13 protein-coding genes are annotated in these 15,151 nt (G+C 62.9%); 5 read left to right on the top strand and 8 right to left on the bottom strand.

Going from position 1 to position 15,151, the window contains the following annotated elements; all coding sequences use genetic code 11:
- Nucleotides 1-2: 2 nt before the first annotated feature.
- The 4 genes from PVW51_RS14895 to PVW51_RS14880 are packed head-to-tail and all read right to left on the bottom strand — an operon-like array spanning nt 3 to nt 4,041.
- Nucleotides 3-842, bottom strand: a complete 840-nt coding sequence (locus PVW51_RS14895; protein ID WP_269360841.1) for an ABC transporter permease — start codon at nt 840-842, stop codon at nt 3-5.
- On the bottom strand, nt 839-1,915 hold the full coding sequence (locus tag PVW51_RS14890; RefSeq protein WP_274575827.1) for an ABC transporter ATP-binding protein: 1,077 nt from the start codon (nt 1,913-1,915) through the stop codon (nt 839-841). Before PVW51_RS14890 ends, PVW51_RS14895 begins: the two co-directional genes overlap by 4 nt.
- Nucleotides 1,916-1,973: 58 nt before the next feature.
- The gene (locus tag PVW51_RS14885) at nt 1,974-3,020 is read right to left on the bottom strand and encodes an extracellular solute-binding protein (protein WP_269360844.1); all 1,047 of its coding nucleotides are present in this window, start codon (nt 3,018-3,020) and stop codon (nt 1,974-1,976) included.
- A 46-nt stretch (nt 3,021-3,066) separates the two neighbouring features.
- Nucleotides 3,067-4,041, bottom strand: coding sequence for an isopenicillin N synthase family dioxygenase (locus PVW51_RS14880; protein WP_274575825.1), 975 nt, complete (start codon nt 4,039-4,041; stop codon nt 3,067-3,069).
- 153 nt (nt 4,042-4,194) lie between these two features.
- On the opposite strand from PVW51_RS14880, the gene PVW51_RS14875 reads away from it, so the two are divergent.
- Nucleotides 4,195-5,133 carry a nucleoside hydrolase gene (locus PVW51_RS14875; RefSeq protein ID WP_274575824.1) on the top strand — a complete coding sequence of 313 codons (939 nt, stop codon included), beginning with the start codon at nt 4,195-4,197 and terminating at the stop codon, nt 5,131-5,133.
- A 21-nt stretch (nt 5,134-5,154) separates the two neighbouring features.
- Here the strand turns inward: PVW51_RS14875 and PVW51_RS14870 are convergent, their stop codons facing one another.
- Together PVW51_RS14870 and PVW51_RS14865 are read right to left on the bottom strand one after the other, a co-directional pair.
- Complete coding sequence (locus PVW51_RS14870) at nt 5,155-7,638, bottom strand: ATP-binding protein (protein ID WP_274575823.1); 2,484 nt, start codon at nt 7,636-7,638, stop codon at nt 5,155-5,157.
- On the bottom strand, nt 7,635-8,360 hold the full coding sequence (locus PVW51_RS14865; protein ID WP_269360851.1) for a response regulator: 726 nt from the start codon (nt 8,358-8,360) through the stop codon (nt 7,635-7,637). The genes PVW51_RS14870 and PVW51_RS14865 overlap by 4 nt, the downstream gene beginning before the upstream one ends.
- A 255-nt stretch (nt 8,361-8,615) precedes the next feature.
- Between PVW51_RS14865 and phnD the strand changes: the two genes are divergently transcribed.
- The 4 genes from phnD (at nt 8,616) to phnE (PVW51_RS14845) (ending at nt 12,038) form a co-directional block, all read left to right on the top strand.
- The gene (gene phnD, locus PVW51_RS14860; RefSeq protein ID WP_274575821.1) at nt 8,616-9,596 is read left to right on the top strand and encodes a phosphate/phosphite/phosphonate ABC transporter substrate-binding protein; all 981 of its coding nucleotides are present in this window, start codon (nt 8,616-8,618) and stop codon (nt 9,594-9,596) included.
- 80 nt (nt 9,597-9,676) lie between these two features.
- Entirely contained in the window at nt 9,677-10,450 is a 774-nt protein-coding gene (gene phnC / locus PVW51_RS14855) for a phosphonate ABC transporter ATP-binding protein (RefSeq protein WP_274575820.1), read from the top strand.
- The gene (phnE, locus tag PVW51_RS14850) at nt 10,447-11,241 is read left to right on the top strand and encodes a phosphonate ABC transporter, permease protein PhnE (RefSeq protein ID WP_274575819.1); all 795 of its coding nucleotides are present in this window, start codon (nt 10,447-10,449) and stop codon (nt 11,239-11,241) included. Before phnC ends, phnE (PVW51_RS14850) begins: the two co-directional genes overlap by 4 nt.
- Nucleotides 11,238-12,038 carry a phosphonate ABC transporter, permease protein PhnE gene (gene phnE / locus PVW51_RS14845; protein ID WP_274575818.1) on the top strand — a complete coding sequence of 267 codons (801 nt, stop codon included), beginning with the start codon at nt 11,238-11,240 and terminating at the stop codon, nt 12,036-12,038. Before phnE (PVW51_RS14850) ends, phnE (PVW51_RS14845) begins: the two co-directional genes overlap by 4 nt.
- Nucleotides 12,039-12,065: 27 nt before the next feature.
- Here phnE (PVW51_RS14845) and PVW51_RS14840 read toward each other — a convergent pair whose 3' ends face one another.
- Nucleotides 12,066-13,361 (bottom strand): sigma-54-dependent transcriptional regulator, encoded by a 1,296-nt coding sequence (locus PVW51_RS14840; protein ID WP_274575817.1) that lies wholly within the window; start codon nt 13,359-13,361, stop codon nt 12,066-12,068.
- Nucleotides 13,358-15,151 carry a sensor histidine kinase gene (locus PVW51_RS14835; RefSeq protein WP_274575816.1) on the bottom strand — a complete coding sequence of 598 codons (1,794 nt, stop codon included), beginning with the start codon at nt 15,149-15,151 and terminating at the stop codon, nt 13,358-13,360. Before PVW51_RS14835 ends, PVW51_RS14840 begins: the two co-directional genes overlap by 4 nt.

Genomic DNA, 15,151 nt, shown 5'->3' with positions numbered 1-15,151 from the left:
GCTCAGCTCCACCTGATGCGGGTCAGGCGGGCAAAGATCAGCACCACGATCCCCGCGCTGATGGCCAGCGTCAGCGCCATTGCCGACCCGAAGGGCCACTGGAACTGGTCGATCAGCGCATCCACCACCAGCAATGTCGTGGTCTTGACCCGCATGCCGCCCACCAGTGCGGGCGTCACATAGGATGAAATCGCCAGCACGAAGACCAGGATGCAGCCTGACTGTATGCCCGGCATCGACATCGGCAGGGTCACCCGGCGAAACACCGTGAACCGCCCGGCCCCAAGCGACCGCGCCGCCTGCCGCACCGCCGGATCCGCTGTCTGCAACGACGCCAGAAGCGGCAGCACCATGAAGGGCAGAAAGACATGCGCCAGCGCCAGCACAACGCCGAATTCATTATACATCAGCGGCAGCGGCCGCTCGATCAGCCCGAGATTGCGCAGCGTCGTGTTGATCACGCCGGCATTGCCCAGCAGGATGGTCCAGCCGTAGCTGCGCACCACGATCCCCACAAGCAGCGGCGACAGCACGATGCCGTATAGCAGCCCGCGCCAGCGTTTCGGTGCCGTGGCGATATGCAGGGCCACGGGATAGCCCAGCAGCAGGCACACCAGCGAGGTCACGATGCCCAGCCCCATCGTTTGCGGCAAGGACAGCGCGTAGTAGCTCTGGCTGAAGAACTGGCGATACCCCTCCACGCTGAACCCCGCGCCATAGGGCTGGCCATCGGCGGGGGCGCGAAAGCTCATCAGCAGCACGGTGACATAGGGCAGCACGATGAACAGAAAGATCAGCACCGCAACCGGGGCGATCAGCATCAGGATGCGCGCGCGCTTCATGCGGCAGGCTCCGCCGCGCGGGCAGAATCGGGCAGTGGCCACAGGCGTTGGGTATCGAAAGTCAGGCCGACATTGGCCCCTTCGGCCATGTTCTGTGTCGTCGGGGACAGCACGTTCAGTGTCCCGCAGTCGGTTTCCACATGATACTCCACATGGCCGCCGCTGAAATACCGCTTGGTGATCCGCCCGTCGAGATGCCCCTCACCGGGCCCGGTCAGCGCGATCTGTTCGGGCCGCGCCATCACCCGCAGCCGGGTCGCAGGCGTATCGCCGCCGCCAGTTACGGCCAGCCTGCCGCCGCCCGGCACGCTCAGCGAGGTGCGCCCATGCATCTGGCCCGCCACGGCGAGGTCGAGGATATTCGCATTGCCCACGAACCGTGCAACCCGTTCCGATGCAGGCCGGTCATAGACATCCTCGGGCGGTGCCGCCTGTGCGATCTTGCCGTCAAACATGACAACGACCCGGTCCGACATGGTCATCGCCTCGTTCTGGTCATGGGTGACATAGATCGTGGTGATCCCGACCCGCTTTTGCAAATCGCGGATAAACCCGCGCATCTCGTCGCGCAACTTGGCATCCAGGTTGGCCAGTGGTTCGTCGAGCAGCAGGATCGCCGGTTCGATCACCAGCGCGCGGGCCAGAGCGACACGTTGTTGCTGGCCCCCCGACAAGGCCTTGGGATAGCGGTCCGCATAGGGCGTCAACTGTACCATATCCATCGCGCGGGCCACACGTTCGGCGATTTCAGACCGCGCCATGCGGCGCATTTCCAGCCCGAAGGCCAGGTTGCGCTCTACCGTCATATGCGGGAACAGCGCATAGGACTGGAACACCATCCCGATATCACGATCCTCGGGCAATTTGCGCGAGATGTCCTTGCTGTCGAACAGGATCTTGCCATCGGTCACATCCTCGAAACCGGCGATGCATTTCAGCGTCGTCGACTTGCCGCATCCCGACGGCCCAAGTAGCGACACGAACTCGCCATGGCCCACGTCAAGCGATATCCCCTTGAGCGCCGTCGACTTGCCATAGGATTTGACAAGCGACAGCAGCGAAACTTCGGTCATGCAGGGAGCCCTCTTTCCGGCATCGCCTGCCCCCTGTGGGGCAGGCATTTGTTGTTTTTCACGCGCCGAAAATCTCGTTCCAGCGGCGCGCGATTTCCTCGGCGTTGGCGTTCATCAGCTTCCAGTCCCAGTCGATGAACTGCGCCATCGCCTCGCCATGGACCGGCACGTCGCGCTGAAGATCTGCAGGCACCTCGACGTTACGGTTGACCGGCGACACAAAGAATTCACGCATCAACAGATCCTGCCCCACCGGGCCCAGAACAAAGTTGAGGTACTTATAGGCATCCTCGCGCGCGGCACCGTTCACGCAGATGTTGAAAGTCTGGTCCCACATCATCAACCCTTCTTCGGGAATGATGCAATCCACCGGCAGGCCCTGCGCCCGCAGGCGCGCGATCTCGCCGAAATCGAAGGGGGCAATCGCCACTTCGCCGGTGGCCAGCGCGGTGCTCATGTTGAAATCGGTCTGATACACCTGCCCCAGTTCCGCCAGCTTGGCAAAGCCTGTCTCAAGGTCATCAATCCCCGATCCATAGATCATCGAGGTCAGCATCAGGAACATTTTCCCGGCCGAGTTCTGGATATTGTAAAGCCCCAGTTGCCCGGCAACTTCCGGGTTCTCCCAAAGGTCTTTCCACGATGTCGGCGGCGTCTGGATCAGGTCGGTGCGATAGCCGATCCCGATGGGCGAGATCAGCCCGACCGCCGCATAGCCATCAGATGCCTTGGTCGCCACCGGATAGAGATCGGCATAATTCGGCAACATCGACAGGTCCAGCTTCTCGAAATACCCCTCGTCCCGCAGGACGGTGGAATAGATCTCGTTCGTCATCAGACAACTGTAGGGCGGGTTGTCCTTCCCGGCGGCGCGCAGGTTGGTGGTGTAGACGCGCCCCAGCCCGATATCCAGCTGCGGGTCTATGCCCGTCTCCGAAGCAAAGCCGGGGATCAGCGTATCGCGCCAGAATTTCTCCCAGGACCCGCCATAGGTGGTGATCACCAGCTTCTCTGCCTGAGCGCGCACGCCCGGGACCTGCAGCACGCTTGCGCCGCCAAGCGCAAGCAATGCCGTCAACATTGTACGTCGGTTCATCTGTGTCATTTCAGTTTCCCTGTGGTTTTATGATGCATGATGCAACCCGCGCCCTTCACGAGGCTTTTTTGCGGTAGTCGTAGTTCTTGTTGAGCCGCTCAAGCAGGTAATCGCCATAAAGCACCGGCTCCATTTTCGCGGTCTCTCCCTTGTCCAGCATCTCCTCCGGGCAGGCGACCAATGCGCTCATCGACGGGTCATAGAAGAAGGGCTGCGAATACCTGTCGCGGCGGCTGAGGTTGCGCACCCGGTGCGGGGTGGAGACAAGCCGCCCGTTCGACCATTTCGCCAGAATGTCGCCGACATTCATCACGAATGTACCCTTGATCGGCGGTGCCGGGATCCATTCGTTGCGTTTGTTGCGCACTTCAAGGCCGCCGACATCATCCTGCTTGAGCAGCGTGACAAAGCCGTAATCGGTATGCGGCGCCGATCCGAACAATTCCTCCTCGTCGGGCTGTTCAGGATAATGCAGCAGGCGCAGGAACAACGTGGGATTGTCGAAATGCTCTTTGAACCAGTCGCGCGGCAGCCCCAGCGCCTCGGCAATGCCACCGGCCAGCCGTGCGCCAAGCGCGGTCATCTGGGTCATGTACTCCAGCGCGGTGCTGCGCACCTCCGGCAGGTTTTCGGGAAACTGGTTCGGCCCCTGCAAGGGTTCGCCCGCATAGGGAGCGTCTTCGGGAACCTCATGCATGAACATCAGGCTTTCAGACCGGTTCGGCTTGGTCACCTTGGCAACGGACGAGGTCACAATCGTCGAGGTGGACATGGGCATGTACCCACGGTGAAACGCATTGATCTTCAGCTTGAGCTTTTCTTCCATCGGCTGATCGTGAAAGGCCACATTCTGCTGCCGCATCCGCTCCACCAGATCCTCGGACACGCCGTGATCCGACAGATAGGCAAAGCCGGAAACCTCAAGCGCCTCTTTCAGGGCCGCAACGGTTTTGAACCTGTCGCCTGAATTTGCATCATCAGCCAGACCGGCAAGGCTGACGATCGGGATATTGTCGAAATCGCCTTTCATGGACTCTCTCCTTATGCCAATTCTGTATACAATGTACATAAATGAGGGCAGGGCAACTCTTTCCATTCCCAAATCCGGCCCTTCAAGGGCAAAAACCCCGCAACGCCTAAAATTCGATCTTCTCCTCCGCTCCCAATCAAAAGGACAACCGCCATGCCGCCCAAACCCGTCATCATCGACACCGACCCCGGACAGGATGATGCCTTTGCGATTCTGCTGGCACTTGCCGCCCCAGAACTTGACGTGCTCGGCCTGACAACGGTCGCCGGGAACATGGGGCTGGCGCAGACAACCGATAATGCCCGTCGCATCGTCGAACTGGCCGGTCGGGGCGACACACCGGTTCACGCGGGCGCGCCGCGTCCGCTGTTGCGCGCGCCCCGCCCGGTGCCGGAGATCCACGGCGACACCGGGATCGACGGCTGGGACTGGGCCCCGGCCGCGCATCCCCCTGCACCGGGTCATGCGGTGGATTTCATCATAAATACGATCAGCAGCCATCCGGACCCCGTGACGCTGATCGCGCTTGGCCCGCAGACCAACATCGCGCTGGCACTGCGCCGCGCGCCCGAGATTGCCAAGCAAATCGACCGGATCGTTTTCATGGGGGGTGGGTTTTTCGAAGGCGGCAACATGTCGCCCGCGGCAGAATACAATATCCTCGTCGACCCCGAAGCCGCGCGCATCGTGCTGGGGTCCGGGGTTCCGATCACTGCCGTACCGCTGGATTGCACCCACAAGGCGCCTGCCCCGCTTGGCTGGTCACAGACCCTGGCCGATCACGGCACCCCGGTCATGCGCGCCTGCGCCGGCATGATGGAATTCTTCGAACGCTACGGCAACGCCAAGTACGGCACTGCAACCCGCCCGTTGCATGACGCAATCGCTGTATCCGCTCTCCTTTGGCCCGAGCTCTTCGATGGCAGGTTATGCCCTGTCGATATCGAATGCGCCGGAGAGCTGACAACAGGCATGACCGTCGTGGACTGGTTGCGCCAGACCGGCAAGACCGACAATTGCCTCTGGCTCAATGCCTGCCACGATCCGGAAGAAGTATACGCAAGGATGGAATCGGCGCTCGCAAAGCTCTGAACGCCACCGGATGGGGCTGGGTCAGATCCCTGCCAAAGCCTGCGCCAAGGCGTCGACAGACACCGGCTTGTCCACACGGGCAAAGCGGCCCCGGTCGGCCTCCCCGATCCGGTCGGCGGCGGGCAACTGAGTCGACATGGCAATTGCGCGGGTCTGCGGGTGACCATCCAGCGCCTTGCGGATCAGATCCCAGCCGCTGTGCTGCGCATCCAGCTTCAGGTCGCTCAACACCAGATCGGGCCGGGGCGCCCTTTCCAGCGCCGCATGGCCGCCCGCGAAATCGGCGGCGGTGCTCACCTCGAAGCCCAGCGTTTCCAGTGCCGTGGCGGCAGCTGCCAGCGCGCGGGGATCGTCATCAATCACCAGAGCCCGCCCCCGATGCTGCATCACGGCGGTTTCTTCAGCCGCCGGCGGGAACAGTAGAGTGACACGCGTCCCCTCCTCAGGCACCGAGGCGATGTGCAGACTGCCGCCTGACTGGTGCACAAATCCATCCACCATCGACAGGCCCAGCCCGGTGCCGCTGCCATCGCGGCGCGCGGTAAAGAACGGCTCGGTCGCATAGCGCAAGGCCTCCGCGCTCATGCCGTGACCATCATCCGCTACTACCAGCGCGATATGGCCATCCTCCCGCTCGGTGACCGAAATCTCGATATGCCCGCTGCTGCTGATCGCCTGACCCGCGTTGACACAAAGGTTCAGGATCGCGCTTTCCAGCTGGCCGGGGTCGATTGTCGCCCAGACCGGCCCGTCCGGCGCAGTGACCGTGAGCGTGACCGTCTCGGGCAGGGCAATCTCCAGCAGATCATGCATTGCATGAAGCAAATCAACAATATCGGTGCGCTGCGGCTCCAGATGCTGTTTGCGGGCAAAGGCCAGCAACCGTTCGGTCAGGGTCACGCCCAGATCCACTGCATCCTCTATCCGCGCCCGCAGGCGCCTGGCCGCATCACCTTCGGCGCTTTCCAGCAGATGCAGATTGCCCGAGATCGTGGAGAGGATGTTGCCAAAGTCATGGGCCACCTCGCCCGTCACCTTGCCCAGGGTCTCGACCCGCTGGATTTCCGCCAGCCGCGCATCGACCAGCCGCCGTTCGGTGACTTCTGAAAACAACCAGACCGCGCCGCCTTCGGGAAAGGGCGAGCGGCGCAGTTCCATCACGTGACCCGCCGCACTTTCATATTCCTGATAACCCGCCGCCGTAACCGCCGTCTCGCGCAACTCAAAAGGCGATTGCGCCAGCAGATCTTCCACCGTTTCCACTGCCCCCGCCCCCTCGGGCAGACGCAATAGCGCGCGAATGCGCTGGTTCTGCGCCAGGATGCGCCCCGAAGCAGCCGTGATCACCACCCCGTCGGTGATGTTCTCGAACACCCGCGAAAACAGCGTGTTCTGCCGCCGGATCAGCCGTGAATTGCGGTCCAGCCGCAGCGCATTGGCGCGAAAGATGCGAAAAGCCGAGAACAGCTGCCCGATCTCGTCCTCGCTTTCCAGCCTGCGTTCCAGCCGCGTCGCACGATCCCCGGCCGCCAGCCTGCGCATGGCCTGAGCGATCCGGTGCAGGTTCATCACCACATAGCGCGAGACAAACACGGCCGAGACCACCGCCACCCCCACGCTGACCGCCATCAGCACCAGCATCACCCATTGCGCCAGCGCCAGACGGGCGCGGGTGTCGGCCTGTGACAACTCAAGCCGTTCACGCGCAGCGGTCACCTTTTGTGCGGCCAGCAGATTGATCCGCTCCGCCTCGGTCCGAATCCGGAACAGGGCGTTTTCCGCGTCCAGCGAAATCGCCAGGCTGCGATAGACCAGATTGAACAGCGTATCATCGCGGCTGATGGTACGGTCGATCTCCTGCACATTGTCGGCTATCTGCGGCGTGGCGACCGCCAGAATGTCGGCACGGATGTTCCTGTACCCCAGACGGAATTCCCAGATCGAGGTCAGCGTATTGGCGCGCGCGGTCCCTACCGCCTCCATCGCAAGCTGTTGCAACGCGGCCCAGGCCTGCCGCTGATAGGTCGTGGCCTCGCGCGTGGTGATCCACTGCCGATAGCGGCGCAGCAGCACCTCAAGCGCCGCATCTATCCCGGCGATATCCTGACGGATCTGGTTGCGCTGCGGAATGATCTCGACCAGATCATCCACCGCCGCCCGCATCCGTGCCACCGACAGCGACAATTCCGCATCGCCCTCGGCCATGGCTTCCAGCCGGGTGATCGCCGCATAGATTTCATCGGTTTCGGTGGCTATCCCGAAGGGTGGATTCAGCGACAACAGAAAGGGCGCGGACTTCGAAAGGGTCGCGGCATTCTGTGACAATTCCAGCGCCCGCGACACTTCGCTCAGGGTCACGCCGTGCAGCAATTCGATTTGCCGGTCGGCCCGCTCCAGCGTGTAAAAGGCGATGATCCCGATCGCCGCCGCCGCCACCGACAACAGCCCGATGGCCCCCAGCAGCCGCGTGCGGATGCTCAGCCGCGACAGGCCCGCGCCTGTCATGCCCTGCGCCCGTCCAGCACAAAGATATAGCCCTGCGCACGGCGCGTTTGCAGATGCACCGGCTTGGAGGGGATCGGTTCGATCTTGCGGCGCAGGCGCAGAATCAGCACGTCGATGGTACGGTCCAGATAGCGTTCGGTGTCGCTGCCCAGTTCCTCCAGCAGTTCCGGGCGCGGGATGATCCGGCCCGGATTGCGCACAAAGTAATCCAGCAGCCGGTATTCCGCATTGGTCAGCGGAATCTCGTTGCCCGCCGCGTCCTGCAACTCGCGTTTCTGCAAATCCACCCGCTTGTCGCCAAAGCCGATCTCGTGACCCGTCGCGGGCGGCGTTACCGCGCCATGGCCATAGCGGCGCAGCACCGCACGAATGCGCGCCACCAGTTCGCGCGGGTTGAAGGGTTTGATCAGGTAATCATCCGCGCCGGTTTCCAGCCCGATGATCTTGTCGATCTCATCCCCGACGCCGGTCAGCATGACAATCGGCAGGTTGTATTTCTCGCGGATGTGGATCGCCAGCATCAACCCGCTTTCGCCCCGAAGCCGCAGGTCGATCAGCGCAAGCTCAATCGCGGGCGGATCACCCAGCGCATGAAATGCAGCACTGTCGGCGCAGGCAATCGCCCGGTAGCCGCTTTGCTCAAGCAAGGCGGACAGCGTCTGCCGGACCTGGGCATCGTCATCGACAATGGCAATCCGGGGCTGTGGAGCGGTACGTGTCATGACCAAGCTATGTCACGGCACGGGCACAGCCGCCAAGCGTCCTGAAAGGGTGACGTGGTGAAAAACCAACCAAACGCCCCCGTATTGTAATTCTGTTAACATTGCGCCGCACCCCGGTAACTCTGTTAGTCACTTGTGCAGTGGCTCGCGCGGGTCATTGCCGACTAGCATCGGCCCGGATCGACCACCCAGGGGCTGCGGAGGAATGGGCACCCCTGACTGCCGGTCGACACATGTATTTACGGGAGGAACAAAATGAATATCACCAAAACCCTGCTTGGTACCGCCATTGCCGCAACCCTTGGCAGCACGGCCGCCTTTGCCCAGGACGACTGCGCCGAACGTGGCGTGCTGGACACCATCTATTGCGACGCCAACGGCGATCTGGTTGCCGACACCCCCACCGACCCGGCCAAGCTGAACGACCCGTCAACGCTGGTCTTCGCCTATACCCCGGTCGAAGACCCCGCGGTCTACGCCGACATCTGGGAACCGTTCATCGCGCATCTGGAAGAGGCCACAGGCCGCGACGTGCAGTTCTTTGCCGTTCAGTCCAACTCGGCCGAGGTCGAGGCCATGCGCTCGGGCCGTCTGCACATCGCGGGCTTTTCGACCGGCCCCACACCTTTCGCGGTGAACCTTGCCGGTGCGGTGCCCTTTGCGATCATGGGCGCGGATGACGGGCAGTTCGGTTACAAGCTGCAGGTCTTCACCCAGGCCGATTCCGACATCAAGGAAATGGCCGATCTCAAGGGCAAGCGCGTCGCCCATACCTCACCCACCTCGAACTCGGGCAACCAGGCCCCTCGCGCGTTGTTTCCCGGTCTGGGTGTGACACCCGACACCGACTACGAGGTCACCTATTCCGGCTCCCATGACCAATCCATGCTGGGCGTGGTTGCAGGCGATTATGATGCCGCTCCGGTGGCCTCGGAAGTGGTCGAGCGCATGGCCGAACGTGGTCTTTACGACCCCGCCGACGTGCGCCTGATCTGGGAAAGCGCGCCCTTCCCGACGACCTCCTTCACCGTGGCCCATGATCTGGACCCGGAACTGGCTGAAAAGATCAAGCAAGCCTTCTTCAGCTTCCAGTTCGAAGGCACCAAGCTGGGTGAAGAATTCCAGGGCGTGAGCAAGTTCATCCCGATCACCTACAAGGACCAATGGGCGGTGATCCGCGAAATCCAGGCCAGCAACGGCGTGGAATATACACCCCAAGGCCTCGCTGCCAACTAAGCGTCAAACATGGCACGGGACGACCATCGCGGTTGCCCCGTGCCCCTTTGCGCGCGCCCATCTGTCCGTAAGAGGTCACCATGCTGAAAATCGAAAAACTGGTCAAACGCTACAACGGCGGCGATCCCGTGTTGAAAGACCTCGACCTAGAGGTCGGCGGCCAAGAGGTCGTCTCGATCATCGGGTCATCCGGCGCGGGCAAAAGCACGCTGTTGCGCTGCATCAACCGTCTGGTCGAACCCACATCGGGCACGATCACGCTGAACGGCACCGATCTGACCCAGCTGAAGAAATCGGAACTGCGTTTGGCCCGTCGCCGCATCGGCATGGTGTTTCAAAGTTTCAATCTGGTTGACCGCCTGACAGTCATGGAAAACGTCCAGTCAGGGCGTCTGGGCTATATCTCGACCTGGGCCGCGCTGACGCGCCGCTATCCCAAAGAGGACATCCGTCGCGCATATGAGCTGATGGAGCGCGTGGGCATTGCCCATTACGCCAACAAACGCGCCGACGAACTGTCGGGTGGCGAACGCCAGCGGGTCGGCGTGGTGCGCGCCCTGATGCAGCAGCCCGAAATTCTGCTGGCGGATGAGCCCACGGCCTCGCTCGATCCGAAGACATCGGAACAGATCATGGCGCTGCTGCGCGATCTGGCGAACGAACTGGAATTGCCCGTCATCATCAACATCCACAACGTCACCGAGGCCAAGCAATACACCGACCGCATCGTCGGCATGCGCTATGGCCGGATCATCTTTGACGATGTGCCCGACGCACTGAACGCCGCCGCAATGGATGAAATCTATGCCGGTGTGCCCGCCGAGGACCGCGCGGCCCAGGGGGCAGCGGCATGAGCGATTTTCCCGACACATGGCGCAAACCGCCGTTCATCCGCAACACCCTGCTCCGGCGCGGGCTGTGGCTCGCCATTCTGGCCTATGTGGTCTTTACCATGGCCACGTTGCCGATTGACTGGGAACGCGTCTCGGCCGGTATGGGCCGCGCCGCGCGGATCTTCAGCGGGGCCTTTCCGCCCAGCTTTGCCCGCGCCGACCTGTTGATCGACGGTTTCATGGAAAGCCTGAAGATCGCACTGCTGGCCACCGTCGCCGGTGTGGCCCTGTCGATCCCCATCGCCTTTTGCGCCGCGCGCAACATCGCACCCCGGCCCGTCTATTATCTGGGTCGCGCCACCATCATCATCGCCCGCAGCTTCCACCCCGTCATCGTCGCCATCATCTTTGTCAAAGCCGTGGGCTTTGGCCCCTTTGCCGGAGTTCTGACGCTGACCGTCTATTCCATCGGCTTTGTCGCCAAACTGCTGGCCGAACGCATCGAAGAGATCGACTTTGGTCAGGTCGAGGCGATGCGCTCTGCCGGGGCACCGTTTTTCAGCACGCTGATCTACGCCATTGCGCCGCAGATTCTGGCCCGTCAGGTCGGCCTGTCGATCTATCAGCTCGACAGCAACCTGCGCGCCTCCGCCGTGGTTGGTCTGGTCGGCGCGGGCGGCATCGGGGCAACGCTGGCCAATGCCTTTGGCCGTTATGATTACGACTTTGCGCTGGCCATCACCATGGTGATCGTCGGGGTTATCCTGGTGTCCGAAGCCGTCAGCGGCATCATTCGGGAGAAACTGGCATGAACAACTCCGCCGCATTGGACCATTGGTCCCGCTTCACCCCGAAACAGCGCATCAAACGCTACGCCGTGCTGCTGGCCACCCTGCTGGTGGTCGCCTGGGCGCTGCAAAGCATCGACGTGATCTGGGAATGGGTCTGGGATTCACCCGCACAGATGGCTGACCTCTTCGGCCGCATGGTGCCGCCCGATCCGCAGAACCTGCCGTCTATCCTGCAGGCCATGTGGGAAACGGTGAACATCGCCACGATTGCCACGCTCTTCGCTGTGATACTGTCCTTGCCCGTCGCCTATATCGCCGCGCGCAACACCACGCCCAATGTCGTGACCCTGTGGATTGGCCGGTTCATCCTTGTCTCGTCACGGTCGGTCAACACGATCATCTGGGCGCTGCTCTTCGTGGCCATCTTCGGCCCCGGCATCATCGCGGGGATCGTTGCGATCATGTTCCGGTCCATCGGCTTCATGGGCAAACTGCTGGGCGAAGCCATCGAGGAGATCGACACGCGTCCCGTCGAGGCCCTGCAAGCCAGTGGTGCCACGCGCTTCAAGGTGGTGCTATATGCCATCGTGCCGCAGGTCATGCCCACATTCTTTGCCGTCTCGATCCTGCGCTGGGACATCAACCTGCGCGAATCCACGGTGCTTGGGCTGGTCGGTGCGGGTGGCATCGGGATCATCCTTCAGGGCGCCATCGACACCTTCAACTGGCCCGAAGTCTCGACCATACTGCTGGCGATCCTTGCCTTCGTCATCCTGGGTGAAGTGGTGTCGATGTACCTGCGCAAACGCATCCTGTGACCTTGCAGGGGCAAGCCGGGCATCGCCTCAGGGTTTGATCCCCTGGCGGTTCATCTTGGCGTTCAGGGTCCGGCGCGGAATGCCCAGCTGTGCGGCGGCCCGCGCGGTGTTGCCCCGGCATTGATCGAGGACACGCATGATCTCCAATGCCTCGAAACGTGCCACGCGGTCCTTCAAGGTGCCTTTCACCGCCAGATCCCGGGTGTCGGCAACCCCGTCCAGCCCCAGTATCCGCCGCTGCGCCGCCTGCCGCAACTGATGGGCATTGCCGGGCCAGTCATGGCTCTGCAGTGCCTTTCGCTCCGCAAAGGTGATCTCGGGCACCGGCACACCGTGGCGCACAGCCGCCTGGGTCATGAAATGCACAAACAGAACCGGAATATCCGGCGCGATCTGGCGCAGCGGCGGCAGTTGAATCTCGACCCCTGCCAGCCGATAATACAGGTCCTGCCGAAAAGCCCCCTTTGCAATCAGCTCTTTCAGGTCCTCGCTGGCCGAGGCCACAACCCGCAGATCGACATCAATCGGTGCCTGCCCGCCCACCGGTTCGATCTGCCGCGATTGCAGCAGGCGCAACAAGAGCGGCTGCAACTCAAGCGGCATCACATCAATCTGGTCGAGGAACAATGTCCCCCCCTCGGCAAGGCCCACGCGCCCCGGCTGCAAGGTGCCCGTGGCATCAATGCGCCCGAACAGGTCCACCCCGAACCCGCTGTTCGGCAAGGCTGCGCAATTGATCGTGACAAACGGGCCGCTGCGCCCCGACTGGTCGTGCAGACTGCGCGCCGCCAGTTCCTTGCCGGTCCCGGTTTCGCCCTGCAGGATGACATCGACGGGCAGGCCCGCAATTTCCGTCAGCCGCGCACGCACGGCGGCGATGGCGGTGGTCTCCCCGATCAGATGCGCACCCTCGACCTTCAGACGCTCGCGCAGCATCCGGATCTCTGCGTGCAGACGCCCGGAAGCAAGGCTGCGCTCCACCACCGTCAAAAGATGATCGGCATCATAGGGTTTTTCCAGAAAATCCTGTGCCCCGCGCTGCATCGCACGCACGGCATGCGCAACATCGCCGTGTCCGGTCAGCAGAACCACCGGCAGATCGGCCGCCACTTCCCGGACCGCATCCAATACCCCGATGCCGTCAAGGCCGGGCATCCGCAGGTCCGTCAGGACAAGGTCAGGCAGCGGACCTTCCAACGCATCACGCGCGGCAATGCCCCCCGACAGGCCGACCGGATGATGCCCCGCCGCCGCGATCAGATCACACAGACCCTCGCGGTGATCGTCGTCGTCATCGACCACCCAGATTTCGGCCCGGCTCATGCGGCGGTCTTTCGGTTGCGTTGCTCAGCGCGGGGCAGCGTCACGGTCGCGCAGGTGCCCTCCCCCGGAGCGGCGTCGTAATGCAGCGTGCCGTGGAAATCCTGCACGATGGACTGGCTGATCGCAACGCCCAGCCCCAGCCCCTCGCCTTCCTGCTTGCGGCTGAAGAAAGGCTCTCCGATCTTGGCAATCGCCTCGGCGTCCAGGCCCACACCATTGTCCTTCACCGTCACGATCACCGCCTCGGGGGTCACCCTCCGGGTGACCACGACCTGCCCCGCCGCATTGGCAACCACCGCGTCCAGCGCATTCAGCAGCAGGTTCACCAACACCTGCTCCAGCCGCACCATGCCACCCATCACTGGCGGCGCGTCACCGGGGCAATCACAGGTCAGCCTGGCCCCGATGTCATCGGCGCGGTGGCGGACAAGTTCGATGGCGTTGTCGATCACCCGGTCCATGTTCACCGGGGTCAATGTCCCGGTATCCTTGCGGCTGAAACTCTTGAGGTGCTTGATGGTCCGCAGCATCCGCCGGATATGGCCGCGTGTGGTTTCGATCCGTTTCGCCGTGCCGCCGGCATCCCGCGTCCCGCCAATGGCAGCGGCGGCCAGGGTCGCCTCCATCGCGGCAAGCGGCTGGCTGATTTCATGGACGATGGCGGCGGACATCCGGCCCAGTGCGGCCATCTTCTCGGAATGGATCAGCGCGTCCTGGGCGCGGTTCAGCTCCTGTTCCGCCGCGATGCGCGTTTCGATCTCGGCGGCCAGCTCGCGGGTCCGCCGCTCCACCTGCTGCTCCAGCAACCGGCTTTGCTGCAACCGCATGCGGATCATCCGCCGGCGCTGCAGCAGTGTCTGCACCAGCAGCGCCGCCGCCAGCGTTGTCAGCCCGAGGATCGCCGCCGTTGCCAGCGCGGTCAGCCGTGCGGTGGCAACCGGGCTGGCCTGGATCACCTGCCAGTCCTCCTGTTCCATCGCCAGACGGCGCAGCAGCAGCGACCGCCCTGACAGGTCCACAGGTTGCACATCGGCCAGCGACGACGGCGCCGCCGCCAAAAGTGCGTAGGCCGTGTCGAAATTGACCCCCTCATAGCGCCTTGTCACCGCAATATGGTCACGCGCCTGCGCCCCGAGGGCAAACAGCGGCCGGTAAAGCCAGTCAGGCTGACCCGACAGAAAGATGATCCCGTCCGCATCGGCAATCGCCGTGTCGACGGCGGCCAGCCGCCAGGTTGCCTGCAGGGGCGTCAGGTCAATCTTGACCACCAGCACGGCAAGATCCCCGCCCCCCAGATCCAGACGCGAGGACAGGAAATATCCCGGTCGGCCCGTGGTGACCCCGATCCCGTAGAAGCGCCCGGCGCCCGCATCCATCGCATCGCGGAAATAGGGCCGGAAACTGTAGTCGATCCCCACGAAACTATCCGGCGTGTTCCAGTTGCTGGCCGCGATGGCGATGCCCGACTGATCCAGCAGATACAGCTGGTTGGCACCCGATACGGCGGCAATCGTCTCAAGATACCGGTTTGCGGCAGCAACCGCCCCGGCATCCTGCGGTGCCGTGACCGCCCGGCTGATCCGCACGTCCTGTTCCGCCACTTCCGGCAGATACCGGAACCGGTCGATCTCCGTCTCGATGGAGCGACGCGTCAGGGTCAGCGATTGGTCCAGCGTCTCGGCAAGGCGCAGAATCTCCACCCGATAGGCCACCATCCCGCCCATGCCCGCAACCAGCAGCGCAAAGCACAGCATGAACAGGAAAGTGCGTATATGGCCGGTACGGATCAT

The sequence above is a fragment of the Sulfitobacter sp. PR48 genome (assembly GCF_028807335.1).
Classification (GTDB): Bacteria; Pseudomonadota; Alphaproteobacteria; order Rhodobacterales; family Rhodobacteraceae; genus Sulfitobacter.
Note: the sequence above shows the minus strand (reverse complement) of the source record. Positions and strands in the feature narration are given on the sequence as shown.